The sequence below is a fragment of the Blautia sp. JLR.GB0024 genome (assembly GCF_037000545.1).
GTDB lineage: Bacteria > Bacillota > Clostridia > Lachnospirales > Lachnospiraceae > Blautia > Blautia celeris.
Genome location: NZ_JBANBF010000010.1, coordinates 96,844 through 114,142, shown reverse-complemented (window position 1 = coordinate 114,142; position 17,299 = coordinate 96,844). Strand labels below are relative to the sequence as shown.

The 17,299-nt window shown below is 50.7% G+C and carries 14 protein-coding genes; 2 read left to right on the top strand and 12 right to left on the bottom strand.

The window, feature by feature from the left end:
• Positions 1–5 precede the first annotated feature (5 nt).
• The 8 genes from V8Q34_RS19880 to V8Q34_RS19845 form a co-directional block, all read right to left on the bottom strand.
• Positions 6–509 (bottom strand): HD domain-containing protein, encoded by a 504-nt coding sequence (locus V8Q34_RS19880; protein ID WP_317430433.1) that lies wholly within the window; start codon positions 507–509, stop codon positions 6–8.
• A 98-nt stretch (positions 510–607) separates the two neighbouring features.
• The gene (gene folE / locus V8Q34_RS19875) at positions 608–1,162 is read right to left on the bottom strand and encodes a GTP cyclohydrolase I FolE (RefSeq protein WP_033141071.1); all 555 of its coding nucleotides are present in this window, start codon (positions 1,160–1,162) and stop codon (positions 608–610) included.
• A 3-nt stretch (positions 1,163–1,165) separates the two neighbouring features.
• The gene (locus V8Q34_RS19870) at positions 1,166–2,458 is read right to left on the bottom strand and encodes a bifunctional folylpolyglutamate synthase/dihydrofolate synthase (protein ID WP_335836173.1); all 1,293 of its coding nucleotides are present in this window, start codon (positions 2,456–2,458) and stop codon (positions 1,166–1,168) included.
• Positions 2,459–2,650: 192 nt separating this feature from the next.
• Positions 2,651–2,878: a hypothetical protein gene (locus V8Q34_RS19865; RefSeq protein ID WP_033141069.1), complete on the bottom strand. Its 228-nt coding sequence runs from the start codon at positions 2,876–2,878 to the stop codon at positions 2,651–2,653.
• Positions 2,879–2,902: 24 nt separating this feature from the next.
• A complete protein-coding gene (locus tag V8Q34_RS19860) occupies positions 2,903–7,444 on the bottom strand; it encodes a PolC-type DNA polymerase III (protein WP_335836172.1) in 4,542 nt (1,513 codons plus the stop codon).
• Positions 7,445–7,469: 25 nt separating this feature from the next.
• Complete coding sequence (gene ispG, locus V8Q34_RS19855; RefSeq protein WP_335836171.1) at positions 7,470–8,525, bottom strand: flavodoxin-dependent (E)-4-hydroxy-3-methylbut-2-enyl-diphosphate synthase; 1,056 nt, start codon at positions 8,523–8,525, stop codon at positions 7,470–7,472.
• A 64-nt stretch (positions 8,526–8,589) separates the two neighbouring features.
• Entirely contained in the window at positions 8,590–9,732 is a 1,143-nt protein-coding gene (locus V8Q34_RS19850; protein WP_033141066.1) for a toxic anion resistance protein, read from the bottom strand.
• A gap of 43 nt (positions 9,733–9,775) precedes the next feature.
• Positions 9,776–11,116 (bottom strand): 5-bromo-4-chloroindolyl phosphate hydrolysis family protein, encoded by a 1,341-nt coding sequence (locus V8Q34_RS19845; protein ID WP_103731265.1) that lies wholly within the window; start codon positions 11,114–11,116, stop codon positions 9,776–9,778.
• Between the two features lie 186 nt (positions 11,117–11,302).
• Here V8Q34_RS19845 and V8Q34_RS19840 point away from each other — a divergent pair, with 186 nt between their 5' ends.
• Entirely contained in the window at positions 11,303–12,328 is a 1,026-nt protein-coding gene (locus tag V8Q34_RS19840) for a branched-chain amino acid aminotransferase (RefSeq protein ID WP_033141064.1), read from the top strand.
• Between the two features lie 79 nt (positions 12,329–12,407).
• On the opposite strand, the gene V8Q34_RS19835 is transcribed toward V8Q34_RS19840, so the two are convergent.
• From V8Q34_RS19835 to V8Q34_RS19825, 3 genes are all read right to left on the bottom strand, one after another.
• Entirely contained in the window at positions 12,408–12,902 is a 495-nt protein-coding gene (locus tag V8Q34_RS19835) for a dihydrofolate reductase (protein ID WP_033141063.1), read from the bottom strand.
• Between the two features lie 42 nt (positions 12,903–12,944).
• Positions 12,945–13,796 (bottom strand): thymidylate synthase, encoded by an 852-nt coding sequence (gene thyA, locus V8Q34_RS19830; RefSeq protein ID WP_033141062.1) that lies wholly within the window; start codon positions 13,794–13,796, stop codon positions 12,945–12,947.
• A gap of 144 nt (positions 13,797–13,940) precedes the next feature.
• Positions 13,941–15,323, bottom strand: a complete 1,383-nt coding sequence (locus V8Q34_RS19825) for a sodium-dependent transporter (RefSeq protein WP_335836170.1) — start codon at positions 15,321–15,323, stop codon at positions 13,941–13,943.
• Between the two features lie 497 nt (positions 15,324–15,820).
• Between V8Q34_RS19825 and V8Q34_RS19820 the strand changes: the two genes are divergently transcribed.
• Positions 15,821–16,321: a VanZ family protein gene (locus V8Q34_RS19820; protein ID WP_033141061.1), complete on the top strand. Its 501-nt coding sequence runs from the start codon at positions 15,821–15,823 to the stop codon at positions 16,319–16,321.
• On the opposite strand, the gene V8Q34_RS19815 is transcribed toward V8Q34_RS19820, so the two are convergent.
• Positions 16,318–17,280, bottom strand: coding sequence for a biotin--[acetyl-CoA-carboxylase] ligase (locus V8Q34_RS19815; protein WP_227242531.1), 963 nt, complete (start codon positions 17,278–17,280; stop codon positions 16,318–16,320). The two genes, V8Q34_RS19820 and V8Q34_RS19815, sit on opposite strands and share 4 nt — an antisense overlap.
• Between the last annotated feature and the right edge of the window lie 19 nt (positions 17,281–17,299).

The following is a 17,299-nucleotide window of genomic DNA, read 5'->3' as shown; positions in this document are numbered from 1 at the left end:
CCGGTTCATACGGTCAGATACATATTTTTCTTCTCTGCACTCCAGCTGCACTGCGCCTGGGCAGGGCAGGAAAAGCAGCAGCGGGAACCTTTATCAGCCCGGTATAGGATGCCTGCCAGGTTCCTTTTCCCTTTGGCCGACGTGTCGCGGTGGCCGCCGATGGCATCCAGGATCTCCTCTGACTCCGCATCTGTAAAGCCGCAGTCCTTCAGTATGGGAGCGGCAAGTTTTACTCCGCCCTCGTGGTGGGGAATGCCCTCAGTGTACTGCAGGCCCCTGCCGATGTCGTGCAGAAGAGCTGCCGCATAGATCATTTCTTTGGAAATTCCCAGATTCCGCTCCAGGTTCTCAATATAAGCCAGTCTGGCGGTATCCAGCAGATGCTGTGCATTGTGGCCGCAGAAGATGCGCTCCTGCTCCAGCTTTTCTATATTATGTAAACTTTCCCGGTAAAGCGGATGGTTCCGGATCCGGTTTACCCTTGTCATATCCTGCCTGTTGTCTTCCACTTTTCTTGTCCTCTTTTATCAGCCGCCGCGGCAATTTTGTCAGGCAAATTCCTATACATGGTCAGTACGGGAAATGCGCAGGCCCGGCGGAACCCTTGTCAGCACTCCAGCATTCTGTAGAAAGAATTCTGCAGGCTCTCATTGTCGTCAAAGATACCTCTGGTCACTACAGATACGGTTCTGGTTCCCGGTTTTTTGATGCCGCGCATGGTCATGCACATATGCTCTGCCTGGACCAGCACCATCACGCCCTTTGGCTTCAGCTCCTCCATAAAGGCATCCGCGATCTGGGCGGTCAGTCTCTCCTGAAGCTGGAACCGTTTTGCGAACACCTCCACAGTCCTGGCAATCTTGCTCAGGCCCACCACTTCCCCGTTGGGAATGTAGGCGATAGCCGCGTTTCCGTAGAAAGGGAGCATGTGATGCTCGCAGAAGGAATAGAAATGAATATCCTTTTCCATCACCATATCATTATTATCCACATGAAAACGTTTCTTCAGATGCACTGCCGCATCGTCGGTATAACCGGCAGCCAGCTCCTCATACATACGAGCAATCCTGTCCGGTGTCTCCAAAAGCCCCTCTCTGTTTATATCCTCCCCGATTCCTTCCAGAATCAGGCGTACTCCCTCTTTTATCTTATCCTGGTTCATGTATTACTCTCCCTCCATGGCCTGTACTTCCCGGTCCAGCTCCCCTAAAAAGGACAGAGAGCCAAACGCTACGATCACGTCATCCTTCTGTGCATTTTCCATACTCTTCCTCACAGCTTCCCGTATGCTTCCCGCTGCCTCTACGCTGGGATTCACCTTTGCCACAGCGTCTCTTAACTGTTCTGCCGGAAGTGCTCTTTGGTTGTCCGGTGTCTGTATGGTGATGATGTGTTTTGCCAGAGGCGCTGTCATGCTGATCACGCTCTGATAATCTTTGTCCGCAAACACACCGAAAATAAAATGCAGGTCTTTGCCCTGAAAATATGTCTCAAGTGAATCCTTCAGCACCTTAGCCGCCGCCGGATTATGGGCACCGTCTATGACTACCACAGGATTTTTGTGGATAACAGAAAAACGCCCTCTCCAGAAAGCCTCCTTCATTCCTTTTCTCACCTGTTCCTCTGTCAGGGAATATCCCAGATTTCGCAGGGCCTCCACAGCCTCCAGTGCCAGTGCCGCGTTGGTGACCTGGTAAGTGCCTGCCAGGGTGATCTCCACGTCCTTCCAGTCCTTGTAAGAAAAAGTCTGCCTGTCATACCCGTAGTGCACATCCTGAAAAGCATCCGGGTCCACCACTGAAAGCCTGCACTCCTTCTCACGGCAGACGCGCCTGATCACCGCTGCCGCCTGGGGGTCCTGCTCCGCGCTTACCACCCATGTGCGGGGTTTGATGATACCTGCTTTATTCTCCGCGATCTCCTGAAGGGTACCGCCCAGAAACTCCATGTGGTCCATGCCTATGGAAGATATCATTTCCATCACTGTCGTCTTCACAACATTGGTGGCGTCTAATGTTCCTCCGAGTCCTGTCTCTAATACCACGATGTCGCATTTCTTCTCTTTAAAGTACAAAAAGGACAGGGCGGTCTCCACTTCAAATACTGTGGGACTCCCCTTCTTCTCCGCCTCCATGGCGTCCACTGCCTCTTTGACAACCGTCACCAGAGCAGCCAGGGATTCCCTGTCTATCATTTTCCCGTCCACCTGAATCCGTTCCCGGTAGGCATATAGGGTTGGAGATATGTACCGGCCTGTCCGCAAGCCCGCACCGGAAAGGATTGTGGACATATATGAGAGTGCTGACCCCTTTCCATTGGTACCGGAAATATGGATAAACTTCAAATCATCCTGGGGATTTCCAAGCCGCTCAAGCAGCTCTCTCATGTTATCCAGACCAAGTACACTTCCGTATTTGGACACTTCGTCCAAATATACTCTTGCTTCTTTGTAATTCATGTTTCTCCTATCCGAGGCGGCCCTCTTTTTTGTCCGTCTCTATATCGTTCCCATTATATTACTTTTCCCCTGTGTGTTCAAGAAATATATCTATTGTATGGAATATTATGCCAGATGCAAAAGTACCGCACTCACTGTTTGCCAAACAGTGCTGCGGTACTTCCAAACTCCTGAACCATATTCATACACACGCTAATATTTTTTCAGGTCGTCCTCATCTTCATGGTCAATCTCCTTCAGTCTGATAAAGAGCACTGCCACCAGGACGCCCACGCCCCCGATCCCCGCCAGCAAAAACAGCAATCCGGCTGAGGAAAATCCATCCAGGCCTGCCGTCTCCCGCAGCCCCGTACAGGCCCACAGAATGATCAGCAGGCTTACTACAATTGTTATGATCACAGGTGCTATCTTTTTCTTCATGGCATACCCCTCCCGGCTTTGCTTTTACTGAAAGTCAAACAGTGACATCTGGTTGGAATCCGGCAGATCCCCGAACAGACCCAGATCATCCATCAGATCGATCACTGTCTTGCTGACCTTGGTTCTGTTTCGGAAATCGTCTTTTGACAGGAACTCCCCTTCCTCCGCGGCCAGCACCACGGCGTCGGCTGCCCTGTCCCCCAGTCCCTCTATGGTATCCAGGGCGGGCATCAGCTTATCCTCCATGATCTGGAAGGTATGGGCATTGGCTTTATACAGGTCAATGGGTACAAACTCAAATCCTCTCGCGTACATCTCCTGCACGATTTTCATGTCTCTGTAAGTATCCTGCTCCTTCTTGCTCAGTGTATCCTTGCGCTTTTCATAGTCATCCATGAAATATTCCAGCTTCTCTTTTCCCTGGCACATCAGTTCATAGGAAAAAGCCGTTGCGCGGATACTGAAAAACGCCGCATAATATGCCAGCGGATAATAGATCTTACAGTAGGCGATTCTCCATCCCATCATTACATAAGCCGCCGCATGGGCCTTTGGGAACATGTACTTGATCTTCTTACAGGAATCAATATACCAGTCCGGCACATCGTGTGCCTTCATATCGTCAATCCACTCCGGTTTCAGGCCCTTTCCCTTACGCACGCTCTCCATGATGGTGAACGCCTGCCCGTGTTCCAGGCCCTTGTTGATCAGGTAGATCATAATATCATCACGGGTACAGATACATGTAGTAATAGTTGCCGTCCCTGATTTGATCAGATCCTGCGCGTTTCCAAGCCACACGTCTGTACCATGGGACAGGCCGGAAATACGCACCAGGTCAGAAAAAGATGTGGGATTGGCGTCAATCAACATCTGCATGGCAAAATCCGTTCCGAACTCCGGTACCCCCAGGCAGCCTAACGGACAGCCCCTGATATCATCCGGTGTGACACCCAATGCATCCGTATTTTTGAAAAGAGACATAACCTCTTTGCTGTCCAGAGGGATCTCCCTGGCATTGATGCCGGTCAAATCCTCCAGCATACGGATCATTGTGGGATCATCGTGTCCCAGAATATCCAGCTTTAACAGGTTGGAGTCAATGGAATGGTAATCAAAGTGTGTGGTGATAATATCGCTGCTCATATCATTGGCCGGATGCTGCACCGGGGTAAATTCCTCGATATCCCAGCCGATGGGAAGAACGATGATACCTCCGGGATGCTGTCCCGTGGTTCTGCGGACGCCTGTGCAGCCCTGCACGATTCTGTTTATCTCGCAGTAACGCTTGCGGCTTCCCCGCTCTTCAAAGTAATTCTTCACGTATCCGAACGCCGTCTTCTCCGCAAGCGTACCGATCGTGCCTGCCTTGAAAGTCTGCCCGGCGCCGAATATAACCTCCACATACCGGTGCGCCTTTCCCTGGTAATCACCGGAAAAGTTAAGGTCAATATCAGGCTCCTTGTCCCCCTTGAATCCCAGGAAGGTTTCAAAGGGAATGTCAAATCCTTCTTTTGTCAGCGGCTTTCCGCACACGGGACAGTTCTTATCCGGCATATCACAGCCTGCCCTGCCGGAGTACGCCCGCACTTCATCGGAGTCAAAATCACAGTAGTGGCAGGAGGGACAGTAATAATGGGGACTTAAAGGGTTTACCTCCGTGATACCCGACATAGTGGCCGCAAAGGAGGAACCTACCGAACCTCGTGACCCTACCAGGTAACCGTCACTGTTGCTCTTCCATACCAGTTTCTGGGCAATCATGTACATAACCGCATAACCGTTGGAGATAATGGAATTCAGCTCCCTCTCCAGGCGCTCCTCAACCACTTTCGGCAGCTTCTCTCCGTATATCTCATGGGCCTTGCTGTAGCAGATCTCCCTCAGCATCTCATCTGAATTTTCAATGACCGGGGGACATTTTCCCTTGTGGATGGGAGATATCTTCTCAACCATATCCGCGATCCTGTTGGGGTTGGTGATGACCACCTCCTCGGCCTTCTCGCTGCCCAGATAGGAAAATTCCTCCAGCATTTCCTCCGTTGTGTGGAGAAACAGGGGCGGCTGCAGATCCGCGTCGTCAAAGCCTTTTCCCGCCATGATGATCCTTCGGTAGACCTCGTCCGACGGGTCCAGAAAATGCACATCGCAGGTGGCAACCACCGGCTTATTAAACATTTCCCCCAGCTTTACGATCTTCCGGTTGACTTCCCGCAGATCGTCCTCTGTCTGAATATCCGTCCTGTCCTCATCCCGCAGCATGAAGGCATTGTTGCCGATCGGCTGAATTTCCAGATAGTCATAGAAGTTCACCAGTCTGGCGATCTCCGGCTCGGGCCTGCCATTTAAAACAGCCTGGTACAGCTCTCCGGCCTCACAGGCGGAACCGATCATAAGACCCTCCTGATATTTCAGATACAGGCTCTTTGGTATTCTCGGCCTTCTGTGATAATAGATCAGATGGGAATCTGACACCAGATGATAGAGATTAACCCTGCCCGTATCGTTTTTAGCCAGAATAATGGCATGGTAAGTGGGCATCTTCTGCACTGCGTTTACAGAGACAGCGCCCTTCTCATTCAGCTCATCCAGGGTGCTGATCTCCCTCTCCTCACACATGGTAATGAACTTCTGGAAAATCTGAGCCGTACACTCCGCATCATCCACAGCCCTGTGGTGATGCTCCAGGGAAACGCCCACCGCCTTTGCGACGGTATCCAGCTTAAAACGGTTTAGCTGGGGAAGCAGAAAGCGGGCCATTCCCACAGTGTCCACAGATGTGTAATCTGTCTCGATCCCCAGATCCCCGCAGTTTTTCTCGATAAAGCTCATATCAAATTCCGCGTTGTGGGCAACCATGACTGCCCCTCTGCAGAACTCCACAAACCGCGGCAGGATCACATCTATACTATCAGCGCCTGCCACCATACTGTCATTGATGCTGGTAAGCTTTTCAATCCTGAAGGGAATGGGTATCCTGGGGTTTACGAACTCGGAGAAACGCCCCACGATCTTACCGTCCTCCACCCGGACCGCTCCGATCTCGATGATCTTATCCCTGAGAGCGGAAAATCCTGTTGTCTCAATATCAAATACCACAAAGGTTCCGCGCATGGACTGCCCTTTGCTGTTCTGCACGATTCCTTTCATGTCATCCACCAGATAAGCTTCCACACCGTAGATCACCTTAAAATCCGCATCCGGCGGTACAACACCGCCCCAGGAATCAAAGCAGTGGTTGGCCTCCGGGAAAGCCTGCACCACACCGTGGTCTGTAATGGCAATGGCTCTGTGTCCCCACTCATAGGCCCGTTTAATGATGGCCTTCGCATCAGACACACCGTCCATGTCACTCATCTTGGTATGGCAGTGAAGCTCCACCCTCTTCTCCGGGCTGGTGTCTGCCCTGGAACTGGTAAAGGGGGCAATCTTCTTGATTCCCACCACACTTCCGATGGTCAGCTCACTGTCATACCGGTCAATGGTGGTCACACCCTTCAGTTTCAGAAAGGCTTTCTCCTTCACGCCCTCCAGGATCTCACTCACCTGGTCATTTCTGGCGAACATCTTCACTGTGATGGAATCCGTAAAATCCGTGATGGCAAAAATGATGATGGTCTTCTCATTTCTGATCTCCCTGGTCTCCAGTGTCATGATCTGACCGCGGATGCAGACCTCTCCCATCTCCGTCTGGATGCTTTCCAGGGGAATGGTCTCATCTTCAAAATCTCTGCCGTAGATCACATCCGGATTGTCGGAGCGCTTGATGCTGCGCTTATAATCGCCGAAACCGCGGTCTCCTTTTCCGAAACTCTTCCTGCCCCTTCCGTCCTTCCCTTTGTCTTCCTTCCGGTCTTTCGGGGCTTTCTTCTCCTCCCCGGATGTTTTTCCCGCAGGAGCGTCTGCCTTTTTCTCTTCCTTTGAAGTCTCCCCGGCAGAAGCGGCTTCCTCCTCCGGAACTTCTCCGCCCTCCTCCTGCTGCCCGAAAGAAGACTGCTCAATCACGTGAGCAGCCTCCTGCATAATACGGATCTCACTGTTTTTACGGACTTTACTCTCACTGGCCTCCACATATTCCGGCTCCACGATCAGGGAGAAGGGACAACGCTCGCAGAATACCTTCTCGATATAGGAGACCAGCTCCTCCTCCCGGCTCTTTGCCAGCACGGAGGACTGCATCTTAAGCTCCATCTTCTGTTCCTCCGGGAAGGTTATCTGGGCTGTGCGGAACATGTTATACACCAGAATGCTGTAGTTTTTCAGTTCCATGGACATGGAAGTGCGGTACGCGTCAAAAAACAGTTTTGGAGTGTACTGCCCGGTCAGAGTGAACTTTTCAATGATCTTCACCGACATGGGCACACCGGGAAAGAACTGGTTTCGTATGGTCTCCTCCAGGGAATAGATGTATTTCTTATGGATCCACTGCCTGCTCCGGATATAGATTCTGATATGGTCTTTTTCCGGATTGACGGCAACTTTTGTCACCACCACCTCTTCCAGCAGGGCGGCAAGTTCCTGCCCCATTTCCAGATTGGGGAAGACATCCAGAAAATTCTTTTCCATCTTTAAGCTTCCTTTCCGTAAAACACTATTTCTCCCAGTTTTCCAGTTCCAGCCGAAGGACATCTAAAAGCTCCGCCTCCGGAACTTTTCTGATGATCTCGCCTTTTTTGATCAGCAGACCCACACCTTTGCCGCCTGCAATGCCGATATCCGCCTCTTTTGCCTCTCCCGGACCGTTGACCACGCAGCCCATGACAGCTACCTTGATGTCCAGCGGGAACTTCTGCACCATGGTCTCCACCTGGTTTGCCAGTCCGATCAGATCGATCTGCGTCCTTCCGCAGGTCGGACAGGAAACCACCTCGATACCGCCTTTTCTCAGATTCAGTGTCTTTAAGATCCTCTTAGCGGACTTGATCTCCTCCACCGGGTCTCCGGTGAGGGATACACGGATGGTATCGCCAATCCCCTGGTATAAGATAATGCCCAGGCCAACAGCGGATTTGATATTGCCGGAATACAGGGTGCCTGCCTCTGTGATGCCCACATGAAGGGGATATGCTGTCTTCTCTGCCAGAAGTTCATGGGCTTTGACGCACATAAGGACATCTGAGGATTTTATGCTGATGACCAGGTTGTCATAGTCAAAGTCCTCTATGATCTTCACCTTGTCAAGCGCGCTCTCCACAAGTCCCTCCGCGGTCACGCCGTGATACTTTTCCACCAGCTCTTTTTCCAGGGAGCCGGAGTTGACGCCCACACGGATGGGGATATTCCTCTCCTTCGCTGTGTCCACCACTGCTTTTATCTTCTCAGGACCGCCGATGTTTCCGGGATTGATACGAATTTTATCTGCCCCGTTCTCCATGGCTGCCACAGCCATTCTGTAGTCAAAATGAATGTCCGCTGCCAGAGGGATATGAATCTGTTTCTTGATCTCCCCCAGCGCCTCTGCCGCCTCTTTCGTGGGAACCGTACAGCGAATGATCTCACACCCTGCCGCCTCAAGAGCATGAATCTGTGCCACTGTGGCTTTCACATCCTCTGTTTTCGTGTTGGTCATGGACTGGATCAGGATCGGATTGCCCCCGCCTATTTTTTTATCACCTATCTGTACCACTTTTGTATGGTCACGATACATTTCACTGCCTCCTGTATAAAAAGCGTGTTCAGGCTTTTCTGACCTAAACACGCCCGTTCTGCATTTACCGGTTAATCTCTAAAAGCTTATTCTTCAGTTCGCCTTCCAGACGGTTCATCTCCACCTCAGCTTCCATACGCTTCTGATGGCCCTCTTTCTGGATGTTCATGATCTCATCAAAAGTGCTGATCAGGGACTCGTTTGTCTTCTTCAGCGTTTCAATATCCACAATGCCCCGCTCGGATTCCTTCGCGGCCTCGATGGTGGCCATCTTAAGTGTCTCCGCATTTTTCTGGAGAAGAGCGTTTGTCATATCGGTCACCTGTCTCTGTGCCCTTGCCGCCTCAGAGGAATGGGCAACGCCCAGTGCCAGAACCATCTGGCTCTTCCAAAGAGGAATGGTATTGACCAAAGTGGACTGGATCTTCTCTGCCATCAGGGTGTCATTGCCCTGTACCAGACGGATCTGGGGTGCTGTCTGGATGGAAATCATGCGGGTCAGTTCCAGGTCATGGATCTTCTTCTCAAATCTCTGGCACATGGAATCCAGGTCCTTGGCTGCCTGGGCATCCTCCGGAAGACCGCTTCTCTGGGCTTTCTCCATAAGCTGGGGAAGGTCTGTGCTGCGCACTTCCTGGAGTTTCTTCTTTCCGGCCAGAATGTACATGGAAAGCTCTTTAAAATAATTCAGGTTCAGCGCATACATCTTGTCCATGGTGGCAGCGTCCTTCATAAGCTGAATCTGGTGCTGCTCCAGGGTCTGTACGATCTTCGCGATATTTGTCTCCGCCTTGGCATATTTTGTCTTCATAGCTTCTATTTTATTGGAGCCGCGTTTGAACAGGCCGCGCAGTCCCTTTTCCTCCTCGGCTGCATCGAAGCTTTTGAGCTGTGTCACCACATCGCCCAGAAGGTCCCCCACTTCACCCAGGTCCTTTGTCTTTACCTTTTCCAGAGCCTCCTCGGAAAAATCCGCCATCTTTTTCTGGGTTCCTGCCCCGTACTGCAGAATGGCTGCGGAATTGCGGATATCAATCTGTTTTGAAAAATCATCCACCATTTTCCGCTCCGCATCGGAGAGCACACTCTCGTCAAGCTGCGGTTCCACCGGCTCTTCCTTTTTTATTTCCACAACCGGCGCCGCCTCCTGGGGCGCGTCAAATGTCAATGTGGGTGTTACCGTAAAATCTTTGAATTCGTCACTCATCTCTTACTCCTTCTTCGGTTCATTTCCATTCACAGCCCGGATCTCACTTATCCTGCTGAAAATCCTTGCCGCCTGTGAGACCTTCCTGTGCCAGCATGGTCTTCAGGACCGAAATATCTGTGGCTACATCCCACGCCGTATCCCTGAAAAAGCTGTCCAGAAGATTCTCAAATGCTTCATTAATAGTGTCCAGTGTATTTTCAATTTCTTTCTTTGCCATTATGATGTTGTCGCCTTCCACATCCTGTTTGTCCAGCTCTTCATAGGCCTGCAGAAGCTTCACTGTGGTGGGCAGGTAATAATCCATGAATTTGTGCAGGTCATCGATCAGTTCCGGATGCTGTTCCACACGCTTGAAGATACGCTTGATCACATTTTCCAGATGATACATCTTGTTGGATATCTCCACGCCCGGGATGGCGTCATTGCTTTTTCTTATCTGCTCAATGTAGGCATTGCCCTCCTCTATGACCTGACGGGCCTCCTTGGACAAATTCTCATCGCTGTCTGTTTCTTTTTCCTGCCGGATCTCCTGCTCTTTTTCTTTCTGCTGGATCTCCGCCTGTCTCTTTGTCTCCAGATATTGTTTATAAGACTCATCACTGGTGATCAGGCAGGTGCCCGACTCATCCAGATGTCCCTCCAGAAACATATATTTCTTGATCATCCGCTTCAAATCCCTGCGGACAAATTTCTCCGGCTTTCTCACACCCTTTGCCAGCTCCGAGATCTCCGCATACGTCCTGCCGTTCAGGGTGTGTATGTAGGAACGGAAACGGTTTATTTTCTTTCTGAGCTTATTCCCGCAGATTCCCATAATTCCGCTGATGCCGATAGCCGGACCGAACACGGACAGAAAGATTCCCATCTTATCAGCCAGGGAACCGATAAACAGCGAACAGATTCCCAGCACCGTCAGCGTGACGCCGAACATGGCGAACAGCGCAAAACCCAGGGTGGTAAAGAGTATGCCCATGGCTCTCGGCCCGCTGGTATTAATATAGAGGGCAAATTTTTCCCTTGCCTCTTTTACCCGCTTTGTCTCGGGGTACCGGTATCTTGGTCTTGACTGAAACCCATCCGGGGAATAGGTCCTGTCATTCCACGAAGAGCTGCCTGTGTAAGTCCTGCGGGAGCCTGCCCCGCTGTTTGGTCTTCGGATCCTGTCCCGCCCGCCGCAGCATGAACCCTGGTTCATACTGTTTTTTGCCTGGTCCATGCCGCTTTTTGCCGCGTCTTTCACGCTGTTGGCCACATTGCCCAGCGCATCCTCCAGCGTGGCTCCCAGGTCTCGGTTCAACCGGTTAAAATTTCCTGTATCCAGGGCATCCTGTACGATATCTTTAATATCCCTGCCCAGATTATTCCAATCATTATTTGCCATCTTTTATCTCTCCAGTTTTGAATAAAACTATTAGCTATCAGACATACTTGTCCGTTTGATTACGATTATATATGAAATAAGAGAAAAAAGCAATGCGGCATCTCTTGCAATTCATACGTTAAAGTTTTATAATGATAAAAAATTATGATTACATACCGTATCTATCGGCAGAATGGAGGAACTACTATGGAAAAGAAGAACATTGACTGGTCTAATCTCGGATTTTCATACCTGAAAACCGACTACCGCTATGTTTCTAATTATAAGGACGGAGCCTGGGACGAGGGCGCAATGATCACAGATGACACAGTGACCATCAGCGAGTGCGCAGGTGTCCTGCAGTACGCACAGACGGTTTTTGAAGGACTGAAGGCCTACACAACGGAAGACGGACGCATCGTCACCTTCCGCCCTGACTTAAACGGTGAGCGCATGGAGAATTCTGCCCGCCGCCTGGAAATGCCTGTGTTCTCAAAAGAGCGCTTCATACAGGCAGTGAAGGAAACTGTAAAGGCAAATGCTGCCTATGTACCGCCCTACGGCTCAGGAGCCACACTGTATATCCGTCCCTATATGTTCGGAAGCAACCCGGTTATCGGCGTAAAACCAGCCGATGAATACCAGTTCCGTGTATTCACCACTCCTGTTGGCCCTTACTTCAAAGGCGGCGTAAAGCCTCTGACCATCCGCGTCAGCGATTTTGACCGTGCAGCACCAAACGGCACGGGCCATATCAAAGCAGGCCTGAATTACGCCATGAGCCTTCACGCCATCGTGGATGCCCACAACCAGGGCTTTGATGAAAATATGTATCTGGACCCGGGCACAAGAACCAAGGTGGAGGAGACAGGCGGCGCCAACTTCCTTTTTGTCACCAAAGACAACACCGTAGTAACACCAAAATCCAGCAGTATTCTGCCGTCCATCACCAGACGTTCCCTGATCTATGTTGCGGAACATTATCTGGGCCTGAAGGTTGAGGAGAGGGAGGTTCTCTTCGAGGAAGTAAAAGATTTTGCCGAGTGCGGTCTCTGCGGCACAGCTGCAGTTATCTCCCCGGTAGGAAAGATCGTTGACCACGGCAAAGAGATCATACTGCCGGCAGGCATGGAACAGATGGGCCCTGTAACCCAGAAACTGTATGACACACTCACAGGCATCCAGATGGGTAGACTGGAAGCTCCTGAGGGATGGATTCAGGTTATTGAATAATTATTGAATAAATCAGAGGCCTCCGGCGGGAATTTTTCCTCCGGAGGCCTGTTTTGTGTCCGCGGCAGAGCCGCAGGTATTATTTGCCGTTTTTCTTATATTTTACGAACTGGTATTCCAGGTCAAAATAGGTCTGCTCCTCGCTGGCCTCAGCTGCTGACCAGTCCTTTCTCTCATCCAGATTTGGGAACCAGGTATCTGCCTCATAGGCGAAGTCGATCTTCGTTACATAAGCGGTATCACAGTAGTCCAGCAGGGCGCTGTATACGCTGTCACCGCCGATGACATAAACCTCTTCGCTGTCATATTGTTTCAGTTCTTCCATAAGCGCATCCACACTGTGCACGATCACAGCGTCTTTTACCTTGTAATTTTCATCCCTTGTGAGCACAATGTTCGTGCGGTTTTTCAAGGGCTGTCCGCCCGGAAAGCTCTCCAGAGTCTTTCTTCCCATAACAACCACTTTGCCGGTGGTTGTGGTGCGGAAAAATTTCATGTCAGCCGGAATGCTCACAAGCAGACGGTTGTCTTTGCCGATTCCCCAGTTCTTATCTACAGCTACGATTATATTCATCTTGTCTCTCTCCTTTGTCATGCAGATTCTCGGACTGCCGCCTCAAACTGCTATGGGTATATTCCTGATCTGCGGCCCCGCCTGGTAATCCTCCACGATCAGATCCTTTGTGGTAAAGTCATAAAAATCCTTTATCTCCGGATTCAGGGTTACCTTTGGCGCCGCATAAGGTGTCCTGGAAATCAGTTCCCTGACAGCCGGCACGTGGCGGTCATAGATATGGGCATCCGCGATCACATGCACCAGTTCCCCGGGGATCATGTCATTTACCTGGGCCACCATCATAAGAAGGATGGAATACTGGCACACATTCCAGTTGTTTGCCGCCAGAACATCCTGGGAGCGCTGGTTCAAAACACCGTTCAGTACCAGCCTGTCCTCTGCCGCGTCCTTTGTCACATTATAAGTCATGCTGTAACAGCAGGGGTCCAGCGCACCGCTGTGCAGATATTCAAACTGGTACAGATTGGTCATGATCCTGCGGCTGTACGGGTTTTCTTTTAGCTGCCGCAGTACATAATCCATCTGGTCTGTCTCCTCCCCCTTGTAGATGAACTTCCTCCCCACCACATCGCCGTAACAGGTTCCGATGGAGCCGTCCGCATCCGCCCAGGCATCCCAGATATGGGAATTCAGGTCGTGGATGTTGTTGGACTTTTTCTGGTATATCCAGAGGATCTCATCCATGCAGCTTTTAAGAGCTGTCTTCCGCAGTGTCAGCGCGGGAAACTCTTTTCTCAAATCATAGCGGTTCACAACTCCGAAACGTTTGATCGTGTACGCGCTCTCCCCGGTATCCTCCCATTTTGGGCGGACCTTTTCGCCTTTTGTGTCCGTGCCGTTCTCCAGAATATCGCGGCACATATCCATAAAAATATGATCTGCCAGACTCATGCCTTGTCCTCGCTTTTCTATAATAGGTTTCTAATCATCTTTTGTCCTATACAGAATATCATTAATTATTGAAATTGACAATAGAAGAAAAACCGCCCGGATGCGGCTCTGCTGCCATGCATCCGGACGGTTCCTGTCCCGTTATTACTTAAACAGATTGCCAAACAGATCTTCAAACAGTTTTTTTATCCATTGGTTGGAGGTTACAAAGATAATAAAGATCACAACCGGCAGTACAAACTTCACCAGCACTGACCAGGCGGAAACCAGCTTAAAGCTGATCTTTCCGTCATTCGTAACTTCCTTCTCTGCATTTTTCCTCTTCCATACCCATCCGATAAAGATACAGGCCAGAATCCCGCCAATCGGCAGAGATACATTGGACACCAGATAATCTCCCAGGTCAAAGAAGGTTCTTCCGGCGATCTTAATATCGTTCCAGATACCGAAGCTGAGCGCGCAGGGGATTCCCAGACAGGTGATGAGTGCCGCGGAAATGACGGATGCCTTTGCACGGCTTACCTTGAATGTGTTCACAGCAAAGGAGACCACTACCTCTAAAAACGCAATACTTGTGGAAACCGCGGCAAACAGCACCAGCACAAAGAACACCACTCCGAAAATCTTTCCGCCTGCCATCTCATCAAACACTGCAGGCAGTGTCTGGAACATAAGACTCGGTCCGCTCTCCGGTGAAAATCCAAATGCGAACACAGCAGGAAGAATGGCAAATCCCGCGATCATGGCCACCATGGTATCGAAAAACGCAATGCTTGCGGCACTCTTGGGAATATTCTGATTTTTCCCCAGATAGGCCCCGTATGTGATCGTGGCCCCTGTACCCAGTGACAGGGAGAAAAATACCTGTCCAAGTGCTGACAGGAAGGCTCCCGGCGTCAATTTTGAGAAATCCGGTTTCAGGAAGAATTTGATTCCCTCCCCGGCACCCGGAAGTGTACAGGAACGAATGACAATGACGATCAGGCAGACGATCAGAAGCGGCATCATGATCTTGCATGACTTCTCAATCCCCTTCTGGATTCCCATTACAACAATAGCCACTGTGATGACCATAAACACCAGATAATAGATGATCTGGCTGCCCGTATTGCTTGTAAACGATGTAAAAAAGGCTTCACTGCTCTTTGGCAGCCCTGTCACGGAGACAAAAATATACCGGATCACCCAGCCGCCCCGCACGGCGTAGTAAGAAAGGCCGATGAAGCTTGTGATCACCGCCAGAATACCCACACCGCCCCATTTGGAATTCAGGGCCTTATAGCTTCCGAAGGCGTCTTTTCCTCCGGCGCGGCCAATACTGATCTCGGCAATGATCAGCGGAATCCCCACCAGAAAGATGCAGATGAGGTACACAAGAACAAAGGCTCCGCCTCCGCTCTCCCCCACAAGCATGGGGAAACGCCATAAGTTTCCCATTCCCACAGCAGAACCCGCTGCTGCCATAATAAATCCGAAGCTGCCCGACCATTTGGGCGCTCCTCCTGTTTCCTGTGTCTGTTTACTCATAATCTCCTCCTTTTCCGGCAAAAAAAATCTCCCGTCCATAATTGACATACAATCAGGACGAGAGCATTATGCTTCGTGGTACCACCTTGATTCATCCGCGCCTCACGGCACAGACCTTTGCAAGTACGGGAAATCCAAACCACTCCATGGATATCCTTATACTCCGGCGCTGTAATGGGCGCTCCCATCGTAGCCTATACTTCTGTAGTCGGTACGCGGCTCCAAGACCATCTTCCATCCAGCCTGCTGCACTTCTTCCCACCGATCGAAGCTCTCTTTGCCAGTCTGCAGAATGTACTCTTCTTTTCTTTGCCTTTTTCTTTATATTTTAATAATAGTATAAAGCGGTTCTTTTTCCTTGTCAAACGGTTTTTAGGTAATCCAAGGGGGTTTTCTCTCCCGGTCCGCCTGTCCCCGGCACTTTACACATTTCCTGAAACGTGATATAGTCACCAGGAAGCAACCTATAACCTGATAAGACGAAAGAGGAACCCAACATGAAGAAATTTTTCATATTGCTGCTGAAGCCCTTTTCTTTTCTGCCGGCACTTCTGGTGATGTATTTGATATTCTCCTTTTCCAGCCAGACGGGAACCGAATCGGGAAATCTCAGCTATAAAATAAGCCATAAGATCATAGTGACCGCAGATACTGTACTGGATAAAAATATGAGCGAAGAACAGATCGCCTATTACACGGACAAGATCCACACACCTGTCAGGAAGCTGGCGCACATGAGTGAATACTTTGTGCTGGCTGTCTGTGTCTCCTTCCCCCTGTACGTATACGGCCTGCGCGGGATTCTGCTGATCCTCTTTGCAGGATTCATCAGTGTGGGCTTTGCCTGTACGGATGAGTTCCACCAGTCCTTTGTGGCGGGCAGAGGCCCTTCCAAACGCGATGTGATGATAGACAGCATCGGCGCTTTTGCCGGCATCCTTCTGGTCCAGTTTGTCTGCTGGAATACCCTGCGCAGAAGCCGAAAGAAAAATCGTTAATGCAGATTCAGGGACACATCGCCGCAGGGGAGGATTTCCTCCTCTCCCTGCTCATTTTTAACAAGCAGCCTGCCGTCCGGCAGGATTTTTTCTGCCTCCACACTTCTGACCCGGGTCCCGTATGCCACCCGCACACGTCTGCCCGGCACGATATTCCTGGAAATATACGCTTCCGGGATTCCCTCCTTCTCCGCCTCTTCGAGGAGATAATTGATAATGCCTGCAGTCAGCAGATTCCTGTCCACATACACATCATCCCCCAATATAGCTCCGGCAACCTCTGAAAGCTCCCCGGGAAAACCGCCGGCCGGCATACGGAGATTCAGTCCTATTCCCACCACCACCAGCTCAATATCTCCTGTCTCAAAGTCTGTCACAGCCTCCGTAAGGATTCCGCAGACCTTCCGCTCCCCCAGATACAGATCGTTGACCCACTTGATTCCCAGAGATACCCCGCAGACTTCCTCCACAGCGCGGCAGACAGCCACCGCAGCGGCGGCTGTCAGGGTCAGACTCTCCTGCGCTGTCCTTTTCGGCCGCATGAGTACGCTCAAATAAAGACCGCTGCCCGCCGGTGAGTAAAAGGTACGCCCCCGCCTGCCCTTTCCCTCAGTCTGAGCTTCCGCTGCCACAAAGGAGCCATGGGGCAGATTTTCCTCAATCCCCTTCCTTTTCAAATACTGGTTCGTGGAGGAGATTTCCTTTTCCACCTGCATAAACACATTCCGATGTTCCAGATGCATTTTCACTGCCTCCACGGACAGAATATCATTATCCGTCTCCAGGGCATACCCTCTGTTATTCACAGCCAGAATCCGGTATCCCTCCTGGCGCAGGTTTTTCATGGCTTTCCACACCGCTGTCCTGGAATATCCAAGCCTTGATGCCAGTTCCTCCCCTGAAAGGTATTCCCCTCTGTGACTCTCAAGCAGCTTCAAAAGCTCTGATTTTGTTGACATTTTCCCGCCTCCTATCCAC